This is a genomic window from Colwellia sp. 12G3 (genome assembly GCF_002836775.1).
Classification (GTDB): domain Bacteria; phylum Pseudomonadota; class Gammaproteobacteria; order Enterobacterales; family Alteromonadaceae; genus Colwellia.
In genome coordinates, this window is the sequence record NZ_PJAQ01000054.1 from 84834 (window position 1) to 110114 (window position 25281).

Below are 25281 nucleotides of genomic sequence, written 5' to 3' on the forward strand. Positions count from 1 at the left end.
ATGAAACTTCAACCTCATCAACGGAATACATATGAGTTCAACAACGACTTCTCTTACATCTATTTTCCCTGCAATAATGTGTGGTGGAAACGGTACCCGCCTTTGGCCTCTTTCACGTGCACTTTTTCCTAAACAATTCTTACCGCTAGTTAATGACACCAGCATGCTGCAAGATACGTTATTACGCTTACCTAGGGATATTAGCGAGCCAGTATTTATTTGTAATGAAGAACATCGCTTTTTAGTCGCGGAACAAGTAAGGCAACTATCACAAAAGCAAAGCACTATATTGCTTGAGCCAGAAGGTCGCAATACTGCACCTGCAATTGCGCTAGCGGCAATTCATGCGTTAGAAAAAGATAAAAATGCTGTATTGTTAGTTTTAGCGGCAGATCACGTAATTCAAGACACAGCGGCTTTTCATCAAGCCGTTGAACAAGCAAGTATTGCAGCACAGCAAGGAAAGTTAGTCACCTTTGGTATCGTGCCTACTCATGCTGAAACAGGTTATGGTTATATTAAGAAGGGGTGTGAGCACACAGTTGGTATTTTTGATGTAGCACAGTTTGTAGAGAAGCCAAATGCGCAAGTTGCAGAAGACTATTTAGTTTCAGGTGATTATCTTTGGAATAGTGGTATGTTCTTATTTAAAGCTTCGCGTTATTTAGAAGAGCTAGCTAAGCACCGTAGTGATATTTTAGAAAATTGCCAACAAGCAATGACAGACGTTGAGCATGATCTAGACTTTTTAAGACCAAATAAAGCAGCATTTTTAGCTTGTGCTAGCGAGTCTATCGATTACGCGGTAATGGAAAAAACTGACTTTGCAGTAGTCATTCCGCTTGATGCTGGTTGGAGTGATGTTGGCTCTTATTCTGCATTGTGGGAAGTGTGTGAGAAAAATGAAGACAAGAATGTTTTAAAAGGTGACGTAATAGCTCACCAAACAACTAATAGTTATATTCACAGTCAAAATAAGTTGATTGCAACGGTTGGTGTTGAAAATTTAGTTATTATTGATACGCCTGATGCGGTATTGGTTGCCAATAAAGATCAGGTGCAAGAAGTAAAAAAAATAGTTGAGCAGCTAAAATTAGAAAAACGTAGTGAAGCTGTATTACATCGTGAAGCCTATCGTCCTTGGGGTAAATATGATTCTATCGATAAGGGAGAGCGTTTTCAGGTAAAGCGTATTACTGTAAAGCCAGGTGCTAAGTTATCAGTGCAAATGCATCATCACAGAGCTGAACATTGGATCATCGTATCAGGTACTGCAAAAGTTACCATCGATGAAAATACCGTATTGTTGACTGAGAATCAATCGGCTTATATTCCTGTTGGTGCCGTGCATGCTTTAGAAAACCCTGGGAAACTGCCATTAGAAATGATTGAGGTGCAGTCAGGTAGTTATTTAGGTGAAGATGATATTGTGCGCTTTGAAGATAAGTACGGCAGAGTTTAAACATTCAACCTGCTTAGTTATATAAGGTTACTTACGCTGAGTAAGTAACCTTATAGTTAATGTTATCTATGGAGTGTTTTGTAGATAGTAGTTATATATTTGTCCTTCATATTGCCCTAACCAACGGCTCCAAGTACCATAAGCTATTCTCCCACCAATACCTGATTGAACAAACCCTGTAGCGTGGTCTGCATATTTTGTATCTCCAGTATGTAAAGAGTACCATATTGCCGCATCAACAAACGTTAGACTAGCACCTGAAGCAGATGTGGTTACTTCATTACTTAAGATACTGCGATAATAACTAAAGTTAGCATAATTGTAGTTCCAATCCGCTTGGTCTTTGATCAATCCTATTGTTGTAGTCTGATCGGGGAACTCATACGTCAAATCTATAAAAGGTTTAATTAAATAACCGAGTTGAAATATAGAGGCCTGAGGATTATCACTCCAGTCACCACCCCGGTGAAGGTTATGTGGAGCCAATAAGAACTTGCTATGTATATCGGTAGTATATTTAGTTAGTAGTTCACCTAAACCTGCATTAGCTGTAACACGATATGCAGACAATGCGACATTCAAATTATGTCCTTCAGCTCGATTTGACCTATCAGGCCAAGGGTCCAATTCTTTAAGGTATACTTGCTTAAATTCAGCCATAAACTGATACCAATCTTTTAACCACTTATCACCTGACATCAAATAAGCATGTTCCATGTGGTAAAACCAAGCATGCTGATCATCTCTGGGCCTTGCAACCTGTTCGCTTCCGTCAATATAGGATCTTGTTAGTGTGGCTCCACTATTACCAAGGTGGAAGCTCCTCCACGTTGAGCCACCATAAGGGTTTGCACTTGGCGTTATCGAGGCGAAGTTATCTGCATGAGTATAGCCAGAAAGCCATTGTGGTCTAATATTTATTTCTGCTTTTGCCGATGCTTGTGCCTTATAGAAATCTTGAGGGTTACTTGTTATAAAGAAGCGTCTATTAGAGTATGCCCATCCCCCCGTACCATTAGTAGCATGTTTGCGATTTAAATCTAAAGCAAAGTTATCTTGACCAAACTTATATTGGCCTGTAGATACAGTATCTGAAAAATCACTAGCTACGTATTGAGGTATTCTGAATTCTTCATTTGGAATAGCTGTTGTAGGAAAGTACCCTCCTAACTCTAAAGTTACGCTAGTTTTTGCGTAATACGCTTGCGGTAATGAAGCTACAGGTGAGTATTGAAAGTTACGCGCGACGGTATCTAGATAATCTGTTTGATTTTGAGTGGAAAAGTCAAGTAATACTTCTTTGTAAGTTTGTTTCATATCATCTAGCCAATAAAAATCAGCAACGGCAAAGTCAGCATCTAAAAATTGCTTGGACCATGCAGGCCATAACTCCATAGATACGTTTCCATCAGTTTTTGTAGCAAGGCCCTGCGGAAATTTCTGCCAAAAATCCCGGAAGAATACATTCACTTTAGGGGCGCTTATCGCGCCAGATAAGCCGGATGATATTTTTTCTCCATCGATTTGATCCGCTTGTACCGTTTGGGTAATTGTACTTCCTGTACTATCAAGAATTAATTGATGGCTCTTGAAGTATAGTGGTGCCGAGAACTGAGTATTGATTGCTGAATTTTGTAACTGAAAATCTACCTTCACTTTATCGCTATCAGCATACATATAAAGTCTCATTGCCCAACCATGTTTTATATCTGTTGGGCTAACATAATTCGTTAATGAAGATATTTTAACAATAGTGCGGAGATAGCCAATTTCTTCTAACTCTATATTTATATTAGTGTGGTCAAAAGAGTTATCAATATCTCCATTCTCTTTGGTAAAAAGTGATTTTAATTGACCTGCTGGTGTAGTGATAGTTAAAGGGCTTTTAGTGATAGCAATATCGACCAATCCATTGCTTAGTTGTATATCTGAACTAGTTTCAGTTGCACATACACTATAGGTCGGCTTTATATTTCCATTACCCGCGTATAATGTGAGCTCCTTCCTTCCTGTAGTGCTTTGTCCAACAGTATAAGCCTCAATATCTACAGTAAAGTGTGCTTGAATATGGCGTAAAGAGCGATCTTTTGCCCACCAACGATTAATTACATTAAACTGTGCTGGAACAATTTCTCCGACACTATTTTTTATATGGAAGTCACCAGGGTGAAAGTATAGACCTTGCTCTACCGGAAATACCATTGATACAGGGTAGTTAGTGGCGCCTTTTCCTGATGATTCTTTGACAACAAAATCAGTTAATAAGATTTCAACTTTTGTACCATCAAAAGCTGGGTTGTTGTAAGGAAATTCAGGGTCTGCATCAAAACTGTCTGCTGGTAAAGGCGCTTGTGCTGTACATGTGTGTGATGTTGGCTTAAAAATGGCGCTTACTGTGTGATCTGATGTCATTGTTACTAGGCAAGCAGCATCACCCGCGCAGTCACCACTCCAACTATAAAAAATATAACCCGCTTCAGGGGTCACGGTCAGTGTTATCGCTTCTTGCTGGGTGAATATTAACTGACAATCAATAGTGCAGTCACCTAAGCTATCTGAAAGTGTTACTGAACCACCTTCGCTTATGATTATTGATAATGTTGTTTCTGGGGGGATTTCAGTAAAAGTTGCCGTAACTGAATGGTCTACTGACATCGTTACTTGACAATTAGTTTCACCGGTACAATCTCCTGTCCAGCCAGCAAAAGTATAACCATCATCCGCAGTAGCGGTGACCGTTATTACTGTATCAGGGCTAAAACTCAGCTGACAATCAACAGAACAGTTACCTAAATCATCAGAAAGCGTTACTGAGCCACCAGCCGGTACGGTTAATGATAGTTTAGGGTTTTCTGTAAATGTTGCTGTAACTGAGTGTTCAGTATCCATCGTTACTTGGCAATCAGTTTGGCTAGTACAGTCACCACCCCAACCGGTAAAGTGGTAGCCAGTTTCAGGTGTGGCAGTCAGCGTTAGCATTTCTTGATTGCTAAAACTTAATTGACAGTCAGTAAAGCAATCTCCTAAGTTATTAGCTAATGAAATTGAGCCACCGGTTGTTATTTGTAAAGAGAGTAATTGACCAACAGGAATATTAATGAAACTTGCAGTTAAACTATGCTCAGCTGACATTGCTAATTCACAGACAGAAATTCCTGTACAATCACCGCTCCAGCCGGCAAAGATATAACCTGTAGCTGGCAGTGCCTTAATTATGACGGTCTCATTTTCTAGCATGTTAAAAATACAATCTGCTTCTGCGTCACAAGTAAGAGATCCATCTTTTAATGATATTGAACCACCAAGGCTAATTGAAGTTGTTAGATTAAAAGTAGGGCTTGCTTCAAAATTGGCCGTGATTACTTTAGCTGCATCTATGGTAATCTGACATTTACCAGTACCTGTACAATCACCTAGCCAGTTTTTAAACACATATCCATACACAGGAGTTGCAATTATGTCGACTATTACTAATTTTTCTAAATTGAATTTGCAACTATCTGAGCATTTAAGAGTACCGTCTTGTAAAGACACTGAGCCGCCGACACTAATTTCAGTTGAAAGGATAAAATCAGTTTCTTGTTCAAAGCTCGCTTTGACACTGCGTGCTGCAGACATAGTCACTTGGCAAGTTGAGTTATCTGAACATGCTCCAGACCAACCAGTAAATATATAACCGGTATCGGGTGTTGCATTAAGTATTATTTTTTTATCGCTAATAAAGTTTAATTCGCAATCGGTTAGGCATTCACCTAAATCACCATCCAGTGTAATTGAGCCCCCATTGGTTATTTCTACAGATAATGCAAATACAGAGGGTGCTTCAGAAAATGAAGCAGTTACAGTATGTACCGATGCCATTGTCACATTACACGTACTATTACCTGAGCAATCTCCGCCCCACTCAACAAAAACTGCTCCTGCTTTTGGGTTAGCTATTAACTCCACAGCAGTATCAACAGCAATATTGGAGGTACAAGTGGTTTTACATACTAAATTGCTTGGTTGGATATTAACAACACCTAAATCTTGCTCGGCTTGTGTGAAGTTAATATTTAGATCATAGAAAGTGGGTTGCAAATTTGTTTCAGGTGTTTCTTCCTCTGACGTACAACTGCTTAGAAAAAAAGAAAAACAAATAAATAGAATGGCTCTTAACATTTTGGTGATATCCATATCCATATTAAAAATACCGCATACTTTATTTAATAATTTAATCATCATAGACCGAGTTTTAAGGCTTCGCTACTTAATTATATAGCATTTGGTGGTATTGCTGATAACTTGTTTGAGCTTTGACCATATAGTTTTAAAATTAGCCTTTCAAAGCAAAATGTTAACCTTGCAATGGGGGGATAATCATTCTTCAGCCACTTGCACATAATTATCACCACAAGAAAGAGCAATCAAACGACTCAATTGCGTTAAGCTATAGCCGCTTTCATTTTGTAGCTTGTTAAAATGTGCTTGTATTGCGGTTAAGCTTTTTTTACTTTGCAAGCCACCATCAATAATTTTCTGTACTCTTAAATAAGCCTCAACGTCACTGCTTAAAATGAAGGTGTCTTTACCTAATAAACGCAGTGCATAGGGACCTGTATTACCACCTAAGCGTTCACCATGTTTTTTCAAATAAGCCCATAAACCAATAATATCTTCACTTGGCCAGTCATTAATAAATTGCGCAAAGCTGATGTTTTTATCCATGGTGATATCAAATATCATTTGTGCATTAGCTTTAATGGTTTTTACTTTATTGTAGTTACGAATTATTTTCGGATCTGCTGCTTTTCGTTCCAACATTTCTTCAGGCATCATCAGCATTTTTTCAATATTAAAATTAAAAAAGTGCTCTTCAAAATCAGGCCATTTATTTTCGACCACACGCCAAACAAAGCCTGATTTAAATATTTGTTTGGTGAAGGCGGCAAGAATACGATCATCACTTAATTTGGCTACACTTTGCTGTGCGGCGGTATCATCAAGTAGTTTTTTACCGAGAATTTTCTTACCTAGTAAATCCTCAAGTGCCCGTACACCGCCTTTTCGCTCGGCAGCACGTTGAAATAGTGATTTAAATGATTCGTGGGTCATATGTTATTTATTCATTAAAGTAGTGTTTTTTGAGTTATGTCATTCCCGTTATTTAGGACGGGAATCTAATGTTATGCCACAAGTGTTGTATCCCAGACAATATGCTCCATGCATTGTCTAATAAGTGGTATCCATACCACGTCCGATTAACACACTTCTAGAATGACGGTCTTTATTACCCTTCAATACCACAATGACGTAATAACGCATCTATTTTAGGCGCTCGGCCACGGAAGTTTTTGAATAATTCGCTCGGTTCTTCACTGCCACCTTTTTCTAGAATATTGGTTAAGAATGACTGTCCGGTCTCCTCATTGAAAATGCCTTGCTCTTCAAATAAGCCAAAGGCATCCGCTGATAATACTTCAGCCCACTTGTAGCTGTAATAACCCGCTGAATAGCCACCACCAAAGATGTGACTAAAACCATGCTGGAAGCGATTAAATTCAGGTGCTTGTACTACTGAGTACTGAGTTCTGACATTATCTAGCACTTGTTGAATGTGTTTTTCATTGTTCAATGCTTTCGGGTCAAAGCTTTCATGCATAGTGAAATCAAAGATGCTGAATTCGATCTGACGTAACATTTGCATGGCTGATTGGAAGTTTTTCGCGGCTAACATTTTAGTTAACATTGCCTGAGGTAAAGGCTCGCCAGTTTCAAAATGTCCAGAGATAAAGGCGAGTGCTTCTGGTTGCCAGCACCAGTTTTCTAAAAATTGGCTCGGAAGTTCTACTGCATCCCAAGGAACGCCATTAATACCGGCAACACTGCTGGCATTAATTTGGCTCAGCATGTGATGAATACCATGACCAAATTCATGAAATAAGGTGACGACTTCATCATGGGTAAATAATGCCGGATTATTACCTACAGGGCCGTTAAAGTTACAGGTTAAATAGGCTACTGGATATTGAATTGAACCATCAGACAATTGTCTACGACCAACGCAATCATCCATCCAAGCACCACCACGTTTTTTCTCACGGGCATAGAGGTCTAAATAAAAGCTGCCGCGTTTTTCACCTGTTTTATCAAATACGTCATAAAAGTTAACATCGTCATGCCAAACATCAACACCTGCTCGATGTGTGATAGATAGACCAAATAATTTATGCACCACTTCAAATAAACCAGAAACCACTTTGTCTTTAGGGAAGTATGGACGTAATTGTTCATCTGAAATAGCGTAACGACTTTGCTTTAATTTCTCGCTGTAAAAAGCCAAATCCCAAGCTTGTAAGTTGTCTTTTTTGAATTCGCTAGCCGCAAAATCGCTTAGTTCTTTAAAATCTTGTTTACCTTGATATTGCGATTTAATCGCTAAATTTTCAAGAAACTCCATGACTTCACCGGTGGTGTTGGCCATTTTTGTTGCTAATGAATGTTGAGCATAGTTGTCGAAATCGAGTAAATTAGCTAACTCATGTCGCAAGTTAAGTAACTCATCCATAATGCTGCTGTTATCAAATTCGTTAGCGTTAGGCCCTTGTTCGGAGGCGCGGGTAACAAAGGCAGTGTAAAGTTGCTCACGTAGATCTGCATTGTCACAATACATCATCACCGGTAGGTAACTTGGAATATCGAGGGTAAAGGTAAAACCTTGTTTTTCCTTTACCGTGGCAAGCTCTTTCGCTGCGGCTAAAGCACTTTCAGGTAAGCCAGTAAGATCACTTTCATCGTCAATCGTAATGCTAAAGGCATGGGTTGCGTCTAATACGTTATTGCTAAAGCTCGAGCTGAGCTCTGATAAACGCGTCACTATTTCACCATAACGCTTTTTGTTTTCATCACTCAGGGCTATCCCAGACAAGGTGAAGTCGCGTAGGGCATTGGTGATCACTTTTTGCTGAGCAATGTTTAAGTGACTAAATTCACTACTATCTCTAATGCTTTGATAGGCTTGATATAAACCTTCATGTTGACCAACGAAAGTGCCATATTCTGATAACAACGGTAAGCAGGACTCGTAAGCATCACGTAATTCATCACTGCTCGTCACCGAATTCATATGCGACACCGGTGACCATAATTTAGATAACACGTCATCAACAGCATCAATGGGCAATACTAGGTTTTCCCAAGTGAATACATCGTTATTAGCGAGTACTTGCTCAATAACTTTTTTGCAATCACTAATGGCTTGCTCAACAGCAGGTTTAACATGCTCAGGTTTGATTTTTGAAAAGGCTGGTAGTTCGCTAGGTACTAATAATGGATTGGTCATGATGCTTAGAAATTAGTTGATGTTATAACTGATGTAAGACCAAGAGAGGCTTTATTCAAGGCAATTGAGACATTAGTTATCAAATAGTTTTTATTTAAAAGTATAAAAACATCCCTCCATATTTTACTGAGTTATTTATTGGTGTGACTTTATTGTATCGAGAGAGCAAAGTTGTTGTTTGTAACAGTGTTTCCTTTGATTTTTGTTTGCACAAATAGACAGTAAGTTATACCTTTATAACTTACTGTCTATTTTTATAATGAATTCTGTTGTTGAGTGATGATGCTTAAGAAATTACTTATTTTCTGCCTACTAATATTAACCCTTTTATTTGGCACTATAGTTGCGCCTAATAGTTATGCCGCAGTACAAAACCTGTCTTTAGAACTCCTATCTGTTGATGATGGTTTGTCACAAGGGAGTATTCTTTCAATTATTCAGGATCAAACTGGTTTTATTTGGCTGGCTACGGAAGATGGGGTCAATATTTATGACGGTAATAAAGTTAGGCAATTGTCAGGGCCTGATAATAACTTTGAAAATGTCGCTGTATATAATGTTCTTGAAGATAATAATGGTTTAATTTGGCTAAATATAGATGGTCGAAAACTTTATAGCTATACCCCTAAAACTGATAATTATCAGCAAATTCCAATCAACGATTCCTTAGGCGCTGATTCCTATGTTATGGACTTAATCCATGATGATGACAATAACATCTGGATATTAACATCTAAAGCGTTAGGCTTTTATAACCAAGCAACCAGCGAATACAAACAAGTTCTTGATCTAAAATCAGAATTAGCTGGTGACTTTTACTTATTTAAGATGTCTTTGCATGATGGAGTAATGTATCTGAGTTCTAAGTCCGGTGTTTTTGCCTATCACATAGATAAAAATCATTGGAAAAAATTGCCTAAAATACAAATCGGTACAGTTAAACAGCCGAATGTAGAAACGAGTAATAAAATATACACATTACATACGGATATTAACAATACCTTGTATTTAGGATCTTACGATGGTTTTTTTGCTATAAACGTAGCAGATATTAAAGCATATATTGCAGATAAATCACCATTACCTAGCTATCAACTGCTTATTGAAAATATAGCAGCATGGCAAATATTACCTGATGGGAAAAAACTTTATATCGCTTCAGATAAGGGTCTGAGTGTTGTCAATACACTTGATAATAGCAGTGAGTTTTTATTTGGCTTTAGTGATTACTTTGACGACATTACAGATAACAATATAACAACGCTGATTAAAGATCATCAGGGGATTTTTTGGTTAGGCACAAAAGCAGTAGGCGCATATCAATGGAATCCTAAAAGAGAGTTGATTGAAAATTACAGCTATAAAAAAAATAATCCCGCTAGTTTGAGTTATAACGAAGTTTGGTATGCTTACCCGGATACTCAAAATGATGACTTACTCTGGATCGCCACCTCAAATGGTTTGAATCGAGTTGATACAGCAAAGCAGAAAGTTACATCATTTTTAGTCAATGAAGATTCAAAAAGTATTTATAACAAAAGCTTCATTAACACCATTTTTGCTCTAAATTCAGAACAACTCCTGCTGTATACGGCTAAAGGGGTAGATGTCTTTGATAAAAAACTAGAAAAAATAGTGTCGTTACCCTTTAATGATGAAGTTAATCAACTGCTTGAAAGGCAGCATATTGACCTATTAATGGAAGATGAATTTATTTGGGTAGCAAATGAAAAAGGCGTTTTTAAAATAAACAAAAACACTAGTGAAATAGATAATTTAAGTGAAATATCAGAAAAATTCTCCCCCGAAAATGTGTTGTATTTCTTAGGTACTTTTCCGAAGAGTGATTGGTTTTTACTAACAAGTAATGATGGCTTATGGGGCTTTAATCCGAAGACCCGAGAATTTGTACAACTTTATAAAATGCCAGGTATAGACGCAGGTGAATATACCTCTATCGACAATTGGGCAATAGATAAAAACCAAGTGTTGTGGCTAAGTTTTACCGGTAAGGGCTTAGTTGGTTTAACGTTACCAGACTTTCAAGAAAAGTATTTTTACCATCAAGCTAATTCTATTATTGATAATAATGTTTACGGTGTCATGGCCGATGAAGCAGGAGATATCTGGTTTTCTACTCATAATGGTTTATTTATGCTGGACGCTAATAGCCATCACATCAGTCACTTTACCCGTAAAAATGGCCTTGTTGCTACTGAGTTTAACGGTAGGGCTCATGTGAAATTACCGGATGGGCGTTTTGTGTATGGTTCAATGGAAGGCATAAGTATTTTCGAGCCATCAACATTAAAGAAAGTGCACAATAACGAAAACTTTAACGTCAAGGTCACTGCTGTGGCGTTGTTATCGAGAGATTTAGCTCTACCCTTGGCTATTGAAGATAATGCCGTTATTAACCTCAACTATGATGATGTCGGTATTAGCATTGATTTTTCGACTTTTTCTTACGGTAATGAAAAAAGTATCAGTTATAAATATCGCTTGGCGGGGGTAAATAATATTGATTACCCCGCAACGAGGGAAGCTCATATTACCTTTCCTAGTTTAGCTTCAGGCAAACATACTTTATCTATTCAAGCGAAGTCACCCTCGACTGGTGAATACTCAGATCCTGTCCATATTAAGTTCAACGTAAATTTTGCCCCTTGGCGTTCTCCTTTGGCCTTAGTTTTTTATATAGTAGTGTTACTACTTATTATGGTGACTTGGTCTCGTTATCGTAAAGCTCAGCAACAGTTGTTACTAGATGCTCATGAGCAAGTTAAGTATCGCGAAAACCGCTTACAATTGGCCTTAACTGGCAGTAACAGTGAGGTATGGGATTGGCAAGCAGATGAAAACTTAATGTTTGGTAAGCGTATTGCTATAGATTTAGGTTATGTAGAAGAAGCGCTGTTTTATAGTTTTGAAGAGCATGTTGCCTTGATTCATCCTGAGGATCATGATGACTTTCTGCTCTGTTGGCAATTATTTATTAGTAGTGCCAATTTAAAGGATAATTTTTCCTGTACTTACCGTTTGAGAACATCTGATGATCAGTGGTTATGGTATAAAGATTTAGGGAAAATTGTTGCTGTAGATGCTGATAATAAACCTATTAGAGTGACGGGTTCTTATACCAATATTACCGAGACTCGTGCTAATGAAGAACGTGCGCAGTATTACGGAGATGCTTTTCAGCAAACACAAGATTGGGTTTTTATCATTGATGAAAAAATATCAAGAGTCACCGCAAATCAATCAATGCGTGCTGTTTTTGACTGGCCAGAAGAAGAGTTTGATTTTAGCTCCAAATTATTAGGCATTAGCCAAAAACGTCGCAGTTTCTATCATAAATTAATGCTATCACTCAAAGAGGGTGAGCATTGGCGTGGTGAAGAATTGATTGTTACCGCTAATAAGGACGAATATCACGTTATCATCAACGTGACGGTAGGTCGAAATTCGGTGAGTAACGCTTTACATTATTTGTTTGTACTTACGGATATTAGCGCGCAGAAAAGTGCTGAAAATGAATTAAGATTATTAGCTAATTATGATCATTTAACGGGGTTACCGAATCGTACTTTATTACTTGAGCGTATTAAACATGCAATAGATTTATCTAATCGACAAACGAAATCGATAGCACTCTTTTTTATCGATCTCGATCGATTTAAACAAGTAAATGATTCGCTAGGACACGATAATGGCGATTTGTTATTGCAAGACGTTGCCAAGCGCTTAGAAGCTGTATTACTGATGGATGATACTGTCTCGCGTATTGGTGGTGATGAGTTTGTGGTGTTGTTGGAGAGTTTTTCTAGTGATAATCAGCTGAGCCGAATCGCCGAAAAAGTTATTGAGACTATTGGCAAACCGGTTAACTTAGAAGGTAACTTAGTCAGTGTTGGTGCGAGTATTGGCATTGCGTTGTACCCTAATGATGGTAATAACTCAGACGAGTTATTACGCCATGCTGACGTTGCTATGTATCATGCGAAACAAGCAGGGAAAAATAACTTTAAGTTTTATACGGCACAAATGAACGTGGAGGCAATGGCGCGTTTAAGTAAGGAATCATCGTTAAAATTAGCGGTGAAAAATAATGAATTTATTAATCACTATCAACCAATTATAGACGCACATACGGGGAAGGCGGTTGGTGTAGAAATGTTAATGCGTTGGCAAACTCCTACAGGTTTAGTACCACCCAATGACTTTATTCCTTTATCAGAAGAGCTAAATTTAATTATTACTATGACAGAATCCGCACTTGAGCGGGCCTGTAAAGATCTAAAAGAATGGCACACCATACGATCTGATTTTTATGTGTCGATAAATTTATCAGTGCAACACTTTATTGAAGCAGACATAGTTTCATATATTAGCGAGTTATTGGCGCGTTACCAACTGCCAGCAACAATACTGCGTGTTGAAGTAACCGAAAGTGCGCTTATTTTACAACCAGAGAATGCTATTACTACTATGCGCAAGTTATCTGAACTAGGGGTGACATTAGCATTAGATGATTTTGGTACTGGTTTTTCGTCATTATCTTATTTAAAGCAATTACCGTTAGATATTATCAAAATAGATCGTAGCTTTGTTTCGGGTATTGGTATTAATGAAGCCGATGAAGCGATTGTTGATACCACGCTAGTTTTAGCTAAAAGGCTTAATATGCATTGCATTGCTGAAGGGGTAGAGACTACTGAGCAATTGCATTATTTAGTGGCCAAAAAATGTCATTATATACAGGGCTATTTATATAGTAAGCCAATACCTGCGGATGAAATTATGCAAAATTTGTTGTTAAATAAAACTGAACTTATTTCTACCACGAGCTAATTTACAAAAGCCGACGGCTGATTCCTAATAAAGTATTAATATTATTATCTTACTACTTGAATAAAGCTTTTTGGGCGCCCACATTCTCTTTATACAACACATTAACTAATGAGTGAAACCATGACACAACATTTTGATTATCTTGCCATTGGCGGTGGCAGTGGCGGTATAGCTTCTGCTAACCGTGCCGCAAAATTAGGTAAAAAAGCAGCCGTTATTGAAGCTAAGTACATAGGTGGTACCTGTGTAAATGTTGGTTGTGTCCCTAAAAAAGCGATGTGGTATGCCGGGCAGATATCTGATGCGTTAAAATATGCCAATGATTACGGTTTTGGTGATCATCTCTCTCAAGACTCTTCACAAGAAAAGCCTAAGTTTGATTGGGCAAAGTTAGTGGCTAATCGTGAAGCTTATATTGAACGAATTCATGCCGCCTACCAGCGTGGTTTTGATGCCAATGATGTTACCGTGATTAATGGTTTCGCCAAATTTATTGATAAAAATACTGTTGAAGTTAACGGTGAGTTAATCACAGCAGATCACATTACTATCGCCACAGGTGGACGCCCATCTTTCCCTAATATTGAAGGGGCTGAACATGGCATCGACTCGGATGGTTTCTTCGCCTTAACCGAACAACCTAAAAGTGTTGCTGTTGTTGGTGCTGGTTATATAGCGGTTGAACTTGCGGGTGTATTTTATGCACTTGGCAGTGAAACGCATTTATTAGTGCGTAAAGAAAAACCGTTACGTGGTTTTGACGACATGTTAAGCGATACCTTGGTAGAGCAAATGGCAAAGCACGGGCCAACGCTGCATAACCACAGTACACCAGAACGTATTGAAAAATTGAGCGATGGTACGCTAATCGTGCACTTAACTAACGGTAAAACTATTGGTCCAGTTAACACCTTAGTGTGGGCAATAGGTCGAGAACCAGCGACTAATAATATTAATATCGAGTCAACGGGGATCGCGTTAGATGAACGTGGTTTTATTCCTACAGACAAATTTCAAAATACCAATGTCGATGGTATTTATGCTGTTGGTGATAATACCGGACGTGCACAATTAACACCTGTCGCAGTAGCCGCAGGACGTCGTTTATGTGAACGTTTATTTAATAATAAACCTAATGAGCATTTAGATTATTCTGGCATTGCCACGGTAGTATTTAGTCATCCAGTTATCGGCACTGTCGGCTTAACCCAAGATGAGGCTATTGCTGAGTACGGTGAAGAAAACATTACCGTGTATAACTCTCAATTTACGGCGCTTTACCAAGCGATCACTGAAGACTATCGTGATCCTACGCGCATGAAGTTAATTTGTGCGGGTACTGAAGAAAAAGTGGTGGGTTTACACAGTATTGGTTTTGGTAGCGATGAGTTATTACAAGGCTTTGCTGTGGCGATGAAAATGGGCGCAACCAAAGCTGATTTTGATAACACCATTGCTATTCATCCCACTTCAGCAGAAGAGTTCGTTACGCTTTAGCTAACGATATAGCTACTAACGAGAGGTTAGTAGCTATAAAAAAAGGTATAACTTAAAAATTATTCAACGGTTTATTCAACGGTAATAGTAATCTTTTTAGACACAACAGCAGGTTTATGAGGAATATGATGATGATCGCCTAAAATAAGCTGCAAGGTATGCTGTCCTTTAGGTAAAGTTAATGTTGTTTGAGTTTGCCCACCACCAAAATGTTGAACATCACCACCCATAGGCATATCAAATGCAGGAAGAGCGGCTTTATCAATTAATAAGTGATGATGACCGGTATTTTTTTTCTCAATACCTGCTGGCGACACGCCCATGTCTTTTAAACCAAATGTTACTGTAAACGTGCCTTTCACTGTTGCACCATCGGCAGGTGAAATAATGTAAACGTTGGCAGTTGCAGGAGAAACAGATTGCGGCATATTACTGGCGTTAGCTAAGTCAGATACCAATAGAGCAGGGCTCATAGCTAAAGATAATAGTGTTACTTGGATAAATTTTTTCATAATATTCTCGTTAATAAATAATTTAGTTGAAAGTTCTGACAAAAGTAATACTACTTTAGCACTCAATAGCGATTAAAACTGATAATCAATTTTAAAATTAAAGGAGGTATCCGATTGACTGTAATTACCCCAATCTAAATTGGAATAAACAACCTCCCCCGCCAAACCCATACCAAAAGAAAAACGATGTTCTATCGCTATATTTGCACCAAGCATATAACCATTACTTTTAAGTTCTTCGGTTGGGGCGTTAGAAGAAGCTTTATAACCACTGAGTTGTCCCCACTGATAGAAAGGACCACCATAAATAATATCTCTAGCAGCAAACTTATACCCTACAACCCAAGCAATATCATAAATATCGGTATCATGTTCCCAAACACTGGTGTTAGTTGTACTGTCACAAGAAAATTCATCACAACTCCAGTTGTTGTTATAAGTTGAGTATTGCTCACCAGTTGCATTTTGCTCATAGCCTAAGGTAAATGCTTGTGAAAGGTTTCCTTTGCTTGATTGCTCAGTGTGGGCGCCATAAAATTGATATTTTAGACCAATGCGAGTGGCAGAGTCATCGTCATTTCTTATTGATATTTCTAAACCTTTAGCAGCAGTGATATTACCACGAGCGAAACCATAAACCTCAGTGCCATCGTAGTTATAAAGGTTATCCTCAATAGCTAGAGTTGTTCTGCCGCCATGGCCGACAGCCAAGTTAACCTTTAAAGGCTCACTGCTCACTTCTGGGTTATCAAATCGCGTAGTAGACATAGAAACAGTAACAGGGTGAGAAGAGCAAGCGGATAAAAGCAGACTTAAAGATAGGCAGGTAAATAGAGTGGAGTATTTCATTAATGTCGAATCCTTTTGATATTATGCGAGCAAAGATAACAAAGTTATATAACTAGCTCCATAACAATTCCTAACTTCTAAGTAAGAAGGAGTGTGATAACAATATATATCGTAAAACAGGTGTCAATATTTATACTGCTTTGTTAAGCTGCGTTGTTTTTTGGACATTCATTCTAACTTATTTGTGAGTTTCTCTGTGCGTATTTTTTGCTTTTACATTGTTATTATCTTGATTGCCTTGCAATCGGTTAATGCGATCTCAGCAATTAATGATATTCATCAAGACAGTGATCACCATAATGAAGCAGAGCTATTAGCTTTTCAGACACAAGCAGTTGATGGTCAATCGACACACAGTGATGCTGACCATCCAGATTGTCACTCTAACCATTGCCATCACAGTAACTTGATTTACTTAGACTTGTCTTCACAAGTGTATTTATCTAATACCATTGATAAGCAAGTAATCAATAAAACCGTATTATTTAACTCTTTACCCGTCAGCCCTGATTCACGTCCTCCTATCGTTTAGCTCTTATTTAATTCGTGCGCGATTAACTTCGCCAATTTTTTAATAAGTTATACCAACGGGTTAATTAATCCTCTTGGTATTAAACGAGATCTTTATGAATTTTTCCAAATCATTCAGCTTGCTGGCTGCTGTATTCTTGCCTGTAATTTTTACCCAAATGAGCCTAGCTCAAACTAAGACTAGTGATAACCACGAAGACGAAACTCAGTTGCTAAGCTTTACTGCGGAACAAATGCAAATGGCAGATATTAACGTTGCCCAATTAACCCCACAGTATATGGATAAACGTCTATACGCTCCTGGTGAGGTACAAGCAAACGGCTATACCAGTTATGTCGTTTCTCCTCGCGTTGAGTCAGTCATTGTTCGCCGCCATGCTATTTTGGGTGAACATGTTGAGCAGGGACAGTCGTTAGTAACCTTGTTTAGTGAGGATGTAGCACAGGCTCAAGCTCTGTACCGTATTTCATATGCTGATTGGCAACGCGCTAAAAAAGTAAGCAAAGATGTTATTAGTGAAAGCCAGTTATTATCTACGGAAACTGATTATATTGCCGCTTATAGTCGATTAAAAGCGTATGGTTTATCAAAAAAAGCCATCGACTTAATTGCCGCAGATAATAGTTCTGCTTTAGGTGAATATACGCTAAAAGCAGAGCGTTCTGGCTCAGTGCTGTCCGATGATTTTCAACAAGGTCAAAGAGTTAGTGCGGGTGATTCAATTATGGTGCTAACCGATGAGCATGAACTTTGGGTTGAAGCTCGTCTTGCAGCTAATAATAGAATGCCGCTAACTAAAGGCACCCAAGCGCAAGTGATTCTCTCGGGTACCGCACCAGGGGAAGATAACACTTACCAAGCAGAAGTTATTCAACAAGCCCATACTATTGATCCTAAAACACGTACTCGAATTGTACGTCTGAAAGTGAAAAATACTAATCATCAATTACACCCAGGTTTATTTGTTGATGTTTATTTCTCTGTGATCACTAAAGAGCCAATACTGGTTGTACCTGAAAGTGCGTTATTACGCGGTAGTGATGGCGATTGGCTCATCTACAGCAAACAAGAAAGTACCAATAAAGATGCAGTACACAGTGAAGAGGCGATGCATGAGCAAGATGAAATAAGTAGTCATGTTGAAAATGATCAACACAAAGAAGAGTCACCTAAAAAACATAACCATGATCATAATGAAGCCGCTGAGCATGTTGAATTAAATAAGGAAATATTATCCGTGAGTCTTGCTACCGAACAGGCTCAAGCAAATGAGCATAAAGAGGAACATCAGCAAGATCAGACAAGCTTTATCGCACAAGAGGTTGAATTAGGTGCTATATATCGGGTTTTTTCTCCAGAAAAAAAGCAGTGGTTAAGCTGGCGCGAAGTAACAGGTGTTGCTCCGAATAGTCACTTTGCTATCACGGGCGCATTTTTTATTGCCTCACAAGGCGCTAAAAGCGGCTTTGATGCCCATAACCACTAACTTGTGCTACTGGAGTAATTTCATGTTAAATCGTTTAATTGAATGGGCTATCGGCAATAAATTGTTGGTGGTCATTGCCTTATTTACCCTCATGATTAGCAGTGTCATGGTACTGCCTAAACTTAATCTCGATGCTTTTCCCGATGTGACTAATGTCCAAGTGGTTATTAATACCGAAGCACCCGGTTTAGCCGCGGAAGAGGTTGAGCAATTAATTACCTTTCCGATAGAAGCGGTAATGTATGCCTTACCTGATGTTGAGCAAGTACGCTCTATTTCTAAAACAGGTTTGTCTGGCATAACAGTTGTTTTTAAAGAAGGCACCGATATCTATTTTGCCAGGCAGTTAGTTTTTGAGCGCTTACAAGCGGCCAAAGAACTGATCCCTCAAGGTATTGGCGCACCTGAAATAGGCCCTAACACCTCTGGCTTAGGACAAGTTTATCAGTACTTACTCACTACGGAAGATGGCTACGATATAGACATCATGACACTGCGTAGTTTGAATGACTGGTTAGTTAAGTTGATGTTAATGCCAATTGATGGCGTAACTGAAGTGCTGTCATTTGGCGGTGAAGTGAAACAATACCAAGTCAATATTGAGCCCAATAAACTATTAGCCTATCAGTTAAATCAGCAACAAGTGATCGAGGCTATCGAAAACAACAATCAAAATGCTGGTGGTTGGTATTTAAACCGAGGGCAAGAGCAACTGGTTATTCGTGGTATGGGTTGGTTAACATCGGGAGAACATTCATTAGTAGAAATAGCGCAAGTACCCCTAAAAACAATTGACGGTGTTGTGGTTACCGTCGGTGATGTGGCAACGGTAAGTCTAGGCAGTGAAATTCGTCAAGGAGCGGTAACTATGTCTAGCCGTGATGCTGACGGGAATATTCAAAGTGCAGGGGAAGTGGTTACCGGTATTATTTTAAAGCGTATGGGAGCAAATACCAAGACGACAATTGATGGTATTAACGCCCGAGAAGCAATGATTAATCAGGCTTTACCCGAAGGAGTGAAATTTGTTGTGCTTTATGATCAAGCCGAGTTAATTACCAAAGCAGTGACCACGGTGACCGATGCATTACTCTTTGCCTTTGTCTTGATCATTATAATATTGGCATTATTTTTAATGAATTTATCAGCAACCTTTTTAGTGCTGATCTCTATTCCTATTGCTATTGGCTTAGCGCTTATGGTGATGACATGGTTGGGCATATCGGCCAACTTAATGTCATTAGGTGGTTTAGCCGTTGCTATTGGTATGTTGGTTGATGGTGCGGTGGTGATGGTTGAAAATATTTTCAAACAGCTAGCTCTTGCGCAAGACAAAGCTAAGCAAAAGTTATCTGCTGAGGAGATACAAAGTACCATAAGCCAAGCGGCACAAGCCGTGGTACGCCCTATATTCTTTGCTACCGCTATTATACTTGTTGTCTTTATGCCGCTATTTAGCTTTGAAGGTGTTGAAGCTAAGTTATTTCAGCCTATGGCAATTAGTATCATGTTAGCTATGTTGTCAGCGTTGATTGTCGCAATAATTATTGTGCCAGCGTTGGCTAGCATCTTATTTAAGCGCGAAATTAAGGTAAGAGAAAGCATTGTATTAAAGCCCATTACTGCTTTATATCGGTATAGTTTAGCGAAGGCGTTAATCTGGAAGAAAACAATTGTTAGCTTCGCCTTGGTTTTAATGGTGTCAGCAATAGCTCTTGTTCCTCAGTTAGGTACTGAATTTGTTCCTGAACTGGAAGAAGGCACCATTAACTTACGTGTTACGTTAGCTCCGTCAGCAAGTTTAACAACAGCACTGGCGGTTGCCCCCAAACTAGAAAAAATATTGCTAACATTTCCAGAGGTTACTTATGCACTGAGTCGTGTTGGTCGTCCTGAAATTGGTGGCGATCCTGAGCCAGTAAATAATATTGAGATTTATCTTGGACTTAAACCTGTTAATGAATGGCAAAGTGCAGGTAATCGTAATGATCTACAAAACAAAATGGCTGAAAAGCTTGAGCAATTCCCAGGTTTACTCTTTAACTTTTCACAACCGATCGCGACGCGTGTGGATGAATTACTCTCAGGAGTGAAAGCCCAACTGGCGATAAAGTTATTTGGTAGTGATTTGGCGGTATTAGCGGATAAGGGACAACAAATAGCGCAAGCAGTAAAAGGTGTTACTGGCGCGAAGGATGTTGCTATGGAACAAATTGCCGGTGAAGCCCAACTGGTAATCAAACCTAAACGCAGACAACTATCTCGTTATGGCTTATCAGTTGCTGATGTGATGAATGTGGTCAGTGATGGTCTTGGTGGACGAGCTGCAGGACAGATAATTAATGGTAATGAACGCTATGATATTTATGTTCGTCTTGCTGGCGCATTTAGGCAAGATGTTGCGGCAATTAGTGAATTGCGTTTGTTGGCGCCTAACGGTGCTTGGTTACGTTTAGGGGATATTGCTGAAATAGCTGTAGAATCAGGGCCACCGCAAGTACGCCGTGATGATGTACAAAGGCGTGTGGTTATCCAAGCGAATGTGCAAGGTCGTGATATGGGTAGTGTTGTCGCAGAAATACGGCAAGCAATAGCGCAGCAAGTAGCATTACCAGCAGGTTATAGCGTGCAAATTGGTGGGCAATTTGAATCACAACAACGCGCGCAACAACGTTTAATGTTAGTTGTACCGCTGTCATTGGCGTTGATTGCTTTATTACTTTACTTTGCCTTTAACTCGGTTGGACAAGCCTTACTTATTTTACTTAATGTCCCTTTAGCCACTATTGGCGGTATTGTTGCCTTATATGTATCGGGGCAATACTTGTCGGTACCCAGCTCGGTAGGTTTTATCACCTTGTTTGGTGTCGCTGTACTTAATGGCGTGGTGATGGTGGAAAGCATTAATGCTGAGATAAGGCTGGTGTTGAGTAAAGGCACCGCAACAGCCTTTCAGGTAAACAATGCAATATTTGATGGCGCACTGGCACGTTTACGACCGGTATTGATGACTGCGATCACATCTCTGTTAGGCTTGTTGCCGATGTTAATATCCACAGGTGTAGGTGCTGAAATACAAAAGCCATTGGCGACAGTTATTGTAGGGGGTTTAGTGAGTGCAACGTTACTAACATTATTTGTTTTGCCGGTACTTTATCGACGATTTTCAAAAAACAAGTTTGTATAGGAGTAAACCAGAGTAGCTAAGCTACTCTGGTTTGAATATACGAATAAACAACGATTGACAGATCAGGTGAGAATTCATAACAAACAATTTGTTTGGTACTTTGTATATTATTACGGCAGCAATACCAGGAAGTAGTCATAAAACCGTAACAGTATTATTCTACGAAGAGTTATGCTTTATGTATACATAGCATGGTGTTGTTTAAGTATACCTTTATTGCATAATAAAGAATCGAAGCGGCTTTACTACTAAGGCTCGATTGATATAAAAAAATATGGCTTATACTTTTTAGTCATAAAAAAATAATTTATACTGGTCAATCTGTTGCCAGCTATTGTCTTTACTCGCTTATGTTTTTTAGTTATGTAAAAGTGTAAATAATCTGTAAAAAAAGCTTAATAATAGACTGGTAATCACGCCAATTTCTGATAATCTCTTACCTCGTTATTTTTAGTCGTTGCTTTTTCGTACAGCTAAAAAATAACAAGATAATAAAATTATCCACATATAATAAAAATAAAAACATTGTGTATTAAAAAGCTTTATCACTTCGCTTTTTTTCAATGAAACCAAAATGTTATATTTATAAAGCCAGATTCACAACGCGTGAATATCTGGCTGTTTTTCGTACTTGATCACAAGGTTATCCACAAGTGGATCCTTGATCCAAGCAATTAAGAACACTGATAAAGTGGAGCCTACTTACGCTTTGTGGCATGCTTAGCCATCTTTAGCTTAATTTAGTCGCTTCGCGTATTTCTTATGACAATTTCTGCAACTTCTCAAGACTCGAATAACACGCAATCACCCTTAATATTGGTCGATGGTTCTTCGTATTTATTTCGAGCCTATCACGTACCCTATTTACAAGCGCTTTCAACCGCAGATGGACAACCTACGGGAGCAATTACCGGTGTATTGAATATGCTGGGTAGTTTGAAAAAAGCCTACCCGAATGGCAATATCATCGCTATTTTCGATGCAAAAGGTAAAACCTTTCGCAATGATATGTATCCAGAATACAAAGCCAATCGTCCACCCATGCCAGATGATTTACGCACCCAGATTGCGCCTTTACATGAAATTATTACCGCCATGGGTTTACCGCTTTTAGTTATTCCTGGGGTCGAGGCCGATGATGTTATTGGTACGTTGGCAAAACAAGCCCATGAGCTTGGTATTGAAACCGTCATTTCAACAGGCGATAAAGATATGGCGCAGCTCGTTACTGAGCATGTCCGTTTAATTAATACTATGACCGACGTAGAAATGGACGTTGCCGGTGTTAGTGAAAAGTTTGGTGTTCGTCCTGATCAAATTATCGATTATCTCGCCTTGATGGGCGACAAAGTCGATAATATACCCGGTGTAGTGAAGTGTGGTCCCAAAACTGCGGTAAAATGGTTAGCAGAGTATGGCACCTTGCATGAAGTCATTGCCAACGCGGACAAAGTGAAAGGGAAAGTTGGTGAGAACCTACGTGATGCATTAGAGCAGTTACCGCTGTCTTATCAACTAGCGACCATTAAATGTGATGTTGAATTAGAACAAACAGCGTCAGAATTAGCGGCCAGTAAACCAGATATTGAAGCGTTAACCGAACTTTATCAAACATTTGAATTAAAGCGTCTATTAGCTGACTTAGGTAAAGGAGGCAGTGAGGCCGAGACTACGGGTGCAACTAAAAAAACTAAAGCAGGTGAATCTTCCCGTTCGACAGGTGAGCAAGCCGCAGAAATTAAAACGGTACAAGTTGCAGAAACTCAATACGATATTATTTTAGATAAAACACTTTTTGAGCAATGGCTGAAGAAGTTACAAGCGTGTGAAGCTTTTGCTTTTGATACTGAAACCACCAGTGTTCATTATATGAAAGCTGAATTAGTCGGTTTATCCTTTGCTATTGAAGTGGGTAAAGCTGCTTACGTGCCATTGACTCATGATTATGTTGATGCACCGGAACAACTTGATAAAGCGTGGGTGTTAGCGCAATTAAAACCTCTACTTGAAAGTAAAACCATTAAAAAAATTGGTCAAAACCTTAAATATGATGCCAATGTACTAAGCCATTATGATATTGCTTTGCAGGGTATCGAGTTTGATACCATGATTGAATCTTATTGTTATAACAGTGTTGCCACTCGTCATAATATGGATGCACTGGCACTAAAATATCTTGGTTATGAAACAGTACATTTTGAAGACATTGCCGGTAAAGGTGCTAAGCAGCTTACGTTCAACCAAATTGACATTGAAAAAGCGGGTCATTATGCCGCGGAAGATGCGGATATCACTTTGCGATTACATCACGCTATTTTCCCCGCGTTAGCGCAAACAGCTTCAATGTTAAGTGTTTTTACCGACATTGAGATGCCATTATTACCCGTACTTGCACGCATGGAACAAACGGGCGTATTAATTGATAGTGATATTTTAGCGGATCAAAGCCTGACCTTGGGTCAACGTTTAGCTGAACTAGAAATTGAAGCACATAATTTAGCGGGCAAAAGCTTTAACTTGGCATCACCAAAGCAATTACAGCAAATTCTTTTTGAAGAGTTAAAAATCCCGGTCATCAAAAAGACACCCAAAGGTGCACCTTCAACAGCAGAAGAAGTACTACAAGAGTTAGCACTTGATTATCCATTACCGAAGATCATTTTGGAAAATCGAGGACTGAGTAAACTGAAGTCGACTTATACTGACAAGTTACCGTTAATGGTTAGCGATAAAACGGGTCGTTTACACACTTCTTATCATCAAGCAGTTACTGCAACCGGACGTTTATCCTCGACCGATCCAAACTTACAAAACATCCCAATTCGTAGTGAACAAGGTCGTAAAATTCGCCAAGCCTTTATTGCACCTAAAAATCATAAAATAGTCGCGATAGATTACTCGCAAATTGAATTACGCATCATGGCACATTTGTCGAACGATAAAGGTTTAGTAACCGCCTTTAGCGAAGGCAAAGATATTCATCGCGCGACAGCTGCAGAAATTTTTGCCGTTGAACTCGATGAAGTGACCACGGATCAGCGCCGTAGTGCTAAAGCCATTAACTTTGGTTTAATTTACGGTATGTCGGCATTTGGCTTAGCCAAGCAACTCAATATTGGTCGTCAGCAGGCGCAAGAATATCAAGATAAATATTTCCAGCGTTACCCTGGTGTATTAACGTATATGGAAGATACTCGCCAACAAGCGAGTGAGCAGGGTTATGTTGAAACCTTATATGGTCGTCGATTATACCTACCTGATATTAATGCTAAAAACGGTATGCGTAAAAAGGCGGCTGAACGTGCGGCAATCAATGCTCCAATGCAAGGCACCGCAGCGGATATTATTAAAAAGGCCATGTTAGCAGTAGACTCATGGTTACTTGAGCAAAATGATGACCGTATTAAAATGACTATGCAGGTTCACGATGAACTGATTTTTGAAATTCATCAAGATATTGTTGAAGAAACCACCGCGAAATTAGTGATGTTAATGAATGATGCCGTTGAGCTGAATGTACCCTTAATAGCTGAATCAGGTATTGGTGATAACTGGGATGAAGCACACTAAACTATAAATCATAG

The 25281-nt window shown here is 38.9% G+C and carries 12 protein-coding genes; 7 read left to right on the forward strand and 5 right to left on the reverse strand.

The window, feature by feature from the left end; genetic code table 11:
- Window positions 1-31: 31 nt before the first annotated feature.
- Complete coding sequence (locus CXF71_RS12300) at window positions 32-1462, forward strand: mannose-1-phosphate guanylyltransferase/mannose-6-phosphate isomerase (protein WP_198559881.1); 1431 nt, start codon at window positions 32-34, stop codon at window positions 1460-1462.
- Window positions 1463-1528: 66 nt separating this feature from the next.
- On the opposite strand, the gene CXF71_RS12305 is transcribed toward CXF71_RS12300, so the two are convergent.
- From CXF71_RS12305 to prlC, 3 genes are all read right to left on the reverse strand, one after another.
- Window positions 1529-5686, reverse strand: a complete 4158-nt coding sequence (locus CXF71_RS12305; RefSeq protein WP_101233246.1) for an InlB B-repeat-containing protein — start codon at window positions 5684-5686, stop codon at window positions 1529-1531.
- A gap of 135 nt (window positions 5687-5821) precedes the next feature.
- Window positions 5822-6556, reverse strand: a complete 735-nt coding sequence (locus CXF71_RS12310; protein ID WP_101233247.1) for a DNA-3-methyladenine glycosylase I — start codon at window positions 6554-6556, stop codon at window positions 5822-5824.
- Window positions 6557-6731: 175 nt separating this feature from the next.
- Window positions 6732-8783 carry an oligopeptidase A gene (prlC, locus tag CXF71_RS12315; protein WP_101233248.1) on the reverse strand — a complete coding sequence of 684 codons (2052 nt, stop codon included), beginning with the start codon at window positions 8781-8783 and terminating at the stop codon, window positions 6732-6734.
- A gap of 279 nt (window positions 8784-9062) precedes the next feature.
- Here prlC and CXF71_RS12320 point away from each other — a divergent pair, with 279 nt between their 5' ends.
- Both CXF71_RS12320 and gorA read left to right on the forward strand, forming a co-directional pair.
- Window positions 9063-13634 (forward strand): EAL domain-containing protein, encoded by a 4572-nt coding sequence (locus CXF71_RS12320; RefSeq protein ID WP_232771461.1) that lies wholly within the window; start codon window positions 9063-9065, stop codon window positions 13632-13634.
- A gap of 120 nt (window positions 13635-13754) precedes the next feature.
- Window positions 13755-15131 carry a glutathione-disulfide reductase gene (gorA, locus tag CXF71_RS12325; RefSeq protein ID WP_101233382.1) on the forward strand — a complete coding sequence of 459 codons (1377 nt, stop codon included), beginning with the start codon at window positions 13755-13757 and terminating at the stop codon, window positions 15129-15131.
- A gap of 71 nt (window positions 15132-15202) precedes the next feature.
- On the opposite strand, the gene CXF71_RS12330 is transcribed toward gorA, so the two are convergent.
- Both CXF71_RS12330 and CXF71_RS12335 read right to left on the reverse strand, forming a co-directional pair.
- Window positions 15203-15643 (reverse strand): DUF4399 domain-containing protein, encoded by a 441-nt coding sequence (locus tag CXF71_RS12330; RefSeq protein ID WP_101233383.1) that lies wholly within the window; start codon window positions 15641-15643, stop codon window positions 15203-15205.
- Between the two features lie 72 nt (window positions 15644-15715).
- The gene (locus CXF71_RS12335; RefSeq protein WP_157826758.1) at window positions 15716-16492 is read right to left on the reverse strand and encodes a hypothetical protein; all 777 of its coding nucleotides are present in this window, start codon (window positions 16490-16492) and stop codon (window positions 15716-15718) included.
- A 196-nt stretch (window positions 16493-16688) separates the two neighbouring features.
- Here CXF71_RS12335 and CXF71_RS12340 point away from each other — a divergent pair, with 196 nt between their 5' ends.
- The 4 genes from CXF71_RS12340 to polA all read left to right on the forward strand — a co-directional run bounded on the left by CXF71_RS12340 (window position 16689) and on the right by polA (window position 25267).
- Complete coding sequence (locus CXF71_RS12340; protein ID WP_157826759.1) at window positions 16689-17024, forward strand: hypothetical protein; 336 nt, start codon at window positions 16689-16691, stop codon at window positions 17022-17024.
- Window positions 17025-17118: 94 nt separating this feature from the next.
- Complete coding sequence (locus CXF71_RS12345) at window positions 17119-18510, forward strand: efflux RND transporter periplasmic adaptor subunit (RefSeq protein ID WP_101233252.1); 1392 nt, start codon at window positions 17119-17121, stop codon at window positions 18508-18510.
- 22 nt (window positions 18511-18532) lie between these two features.
- Window positions 18533-21697 (forward strand): efflux RND transporter permease subunit, encoded by a 3165-nt coding sequence (locus tag CXF71_RS12350; RefSeq protein WP_101233253.1) that lies wholly within the window; start codon window positions 18533-18535, stop codon window positions 21695-21697.
- Window positions 21698-22459: 762 nt separating this feature from the next.
- The gene (gene polA / locus CXF71_RS12355; protein WP_101233254.1) at window positions 22460-25267 is read left to right on the forward strand and encodes a DNA polymerase I; all 2808 of its coding nucleotides are present in this window, start codon (window positions 22460-22462) and stop codon (window positions 25265-25267) included.
- The last annotated feature ends 14 nt before the right edge of the window (window positions 25268-25281 follow it).

Excerpts from the sequence above, each read along its gene's own strand:
- CXF71_RS12300 (WP_198559881.1), top strand. The coding sequence starts at position 32 with ATGAGTTCAACAACGACTTCTCTTACATCTATTTTCCCTGCAATAATG.
- CXF71_RS12305 (WP_101233246.1), bottom strand. The coding sequence starts at position 5,686 with ATGATGATTAAATTATTAAATAAAGTATGCGGTATTTTTAATATGGAT.
- CXF71_RS12310 (WP_101233247.1), bottom strand. The coding sequence starts at position 6,556 with ATGACCCACGAATCATTTAAATCACTATTTCAACGTGCTGCCGAGCGA.
- prlC (WP_101233248.1), bottom strand. The coding sequence starts at position 8,783 with ATGACCAATCCATTATTAGTACCTAGCGAACTACCAGCCTTTTCAAAA.
- CXF71_RS12320 (WP_232771461.1), top strand. The coding sequence starts at position 9,063 with ATGATGCTTAAGAAATTACTTATTTTCTGCCTACTAATATTAACCCTT.
- gorA (WP_101233382.1), top strand. The coding sequence starts at position 13,755 with ATGACACAACATTTTGATTATCTTGCCATTGGCGGTGGCAGTGGCGGT.
- CXF71_RS12330 (WP_101233383.1), bottom strand. The coding sequence starts at position 15,643 with ATGAAAAAATTTATCCAAGTAACACTATTATCTTTAGCTATGAGCCCT.
- CXF71_RS12335 (WP_157826758.1), bottom strand. The coding sequence starts at position 16,492 with ATGAAATACTCCACTCTATTTACCTGCCTATCTTTAAGTCTGCTTTTA.
- CXF71_RS12345 (WP_101233252.1), top strand. The coding sequence starts at position 17,119 with ATGAATTTTTCCAAATCATTCAGCTTGCTGGCTGCTGTATTCTTGCCT.
- CXF71_RS12350 (WP_101233253.1), top strand. The coding sequence starts at position 18,533 with ATGTTAAATCGTTTAATTGAATGGGCTATCGGCAATAAATTGTTGGTG.
- polA (WP_101233254.1), top strand. The coding sequence starts at position 22,460 with ATGACAATTTCTGCAACTTCTCAAGACTCGAATAACACGCAATCACCC.